This is a genomic window from Herpetosiphonaceae bacterium, from assembly GCA_036374795.1.
GTDB lineage: Bacteria > Chloroflexota > Chloroflexia > Chloroflexales > Kallotenuaceae > LB3-1.
Window position 1 is genome coordinate 1 of record DASUTC010000282.1, and the last position, 2,042, is coordinate 2,042.

At 63.5% G+C, this 2,042-nt stretch carries 2 protein-coding genes; both read left to right on the top strand.

What is annotated here, in order from left to right; translation table 11 throughout:
• A partial coding sequence (locus VFZ66_22050) for a hypothetical protein (GenBank protein HEX6291884.1) occupies window positions 1-413 on the top strand: 413 nt, incomplete at its 5' end.
• Window positions 414-560: 147 nt separating this feature from the next.
• Window positions 561-1,961 carry a hypothetical protein gene (locus tag VFZ66_22055; GenBank protein HEX6291885.1) on the top strand — a complete coding sequence of 467 codons (1,401 nt, stop codon included), beginning with the start codon at window positions 561-563 and terminating at the stop codon, window positions 1,959-1,961.
• Window positions 1,962-2,042: the final 81 nt, after the last annotated feature.

Consider the following 2,042-nt stretch of genomic DNA (forward strand, 5'->3'; position numbering starts at 1 on the left):
CATTCGCCGATGAGGTGAGGTGGTCGAACTCGTACGCCCGCTCGGTGGTGTACAACAACGGCATGACGGTCTATTCGAGCGGCGGCTGCCAGGATCGCTACGTCTCGACCTGCACCTCGCTGGAGCAAATCCACGCTCACACGATCAATAGCCTGATCACGCTCAAGCGGGCTAGCGGCTGCTCAACGCTGACGATCACCGGCGGCACCGAGGTCGGCCACGCCAGCGGCACGTATAGCCACTGGAACGGCTATAAAGTCGATATTCGCCACGTGTCGTGCGTGGACAGCTATATCAAGAATACGTTTACCTATATCGGCCTTCGCGGTGACGGCGCTCCGCAGTGGAAGTCGGCGGCGGGTAATATTTACGCCGATGAGGGTAGCCACTGGGATATTCTTTACTATAGCTAGTGGCGCGCTAAGCTCAGCGCTCCCGATCCACACAGCCGGTTGCACCAGATGGGGATTCTTTCCCATCTGGTGATTTTCGTTTAGCGGCGCGGGGCTGGAAACCGCGCGCTCGTGCCAATCACCTAGTGCATACTTCAGGAGTTCACCATGCCACGCCTGCTCATCCGCCTCTCGATCGTCGCCCTCGTGCTGATCGCCGCGCCGGTCCACGCGATCACCGTCGACTCCGGCAACTACGGCAAGCTTGCCATGACGACCACCACACCCTTTACGCTGGTCGCCAGCGTACTTGACACCGAGAATGCACCGTTCGCCAGCGACCCGCAACTGACGCGAGTCACGGCGAGCGACGTGCTGGCGGATGCAACCGCGACGATGGTGCCGTCGGCAAGCTGCACGGCCACGGAGCGAGCCGCCGCTGGCGGAGCGGCCAGCAAGGCGGGCTACGTCGCCTACTGCTGGTCAGGCAGCGCCGATCGGACGGGATCGTCCTGGTATCCGCAGGGCATCTCCTCCACATCCGACGCCTACACGGTCCAGACGGCAGACGGATCGAGCACGGGCCGGACCGCGCTGGCTGTCTCCTGGTATAACAAAAGCACGCCAAACCAGGGCGCTCGCATCAGCTTTGTCAATGCATCCAGCGGCGGCGCGTCGCTCTCGACATACGCGCATGTGCTGCTGGTCGAGCCGAAGATCAGCAACGGGCACCTGACGTTCGCGCCGCTCGCGACACACGCCGGTGGCCTGGCCTGGTACGGCACCAGGCTCTTCTCAGCCGACTCCGGTCGCGGCATTCGCGTCTTCGACACGGCCAGGATCTATCGGATTCCGGCGGGCCAGGATAGCACCAAGATCGGATGGGACACCGCCGCCGGACGCTACCACGCCTTCGGCTACACCTACGTGATGCCGCTTCAGATGAGCTATCTCCAAAGCACGGCGGGCAACTGCGGCGTGCAGACCGATCCCGATGGGACAGGGCCGCTCAAGGCGTACACCAATCCGCTGTGCTTCTCGTGGATCGGGCTGGATCGCGGCACAAGCCCCGATAGCCTAGTGGCTGGCGAGTATCGTACGCTCGGCGATTTGGAGGCCAGCGATACCAGGATCAGGCTAACCCGCTGGTCGCTGAACTACCACGACCGGGGGCTGTGCGATTCGACCGGCGCGGCAGGCACCACCTGCGGCAGCGCGCGCACGCTGGCCGATGGACAGCGCATTACCGTCGACGCGGTGTATATGACCGAGACTCCCCGGCTCCAGGGCGGCCTCTCATGGAGCGGCAAGTTCAGCCTCAGCCAGAGCCTCAGCGACTCGTTGGGGAATGCGCAGGCGGGCAGCCTGTATGCCTCGGTGCCGGGCACCAACAACGTCTACGGCTCGACCACCAGGTATAGCTGGACCGTCGGCGCTGAGGACGTGACGCTGTGGCGGGCCGCGACGACCAGCGGGACGCTCGGATCGTCGGCGCGCGTGTGGACGCTCACCGAGCATCCGGGTCAGCGGCTGCTGCTCGGCGTGTACTACAGCTCAGTCGATGGCTAGGCGGCGGGAGCGATGGGGAGCACAAGCGCTGCTCCCACTCGCAAACACGGCAAATAATTTAGAAATTGTTAAGATTCTTTC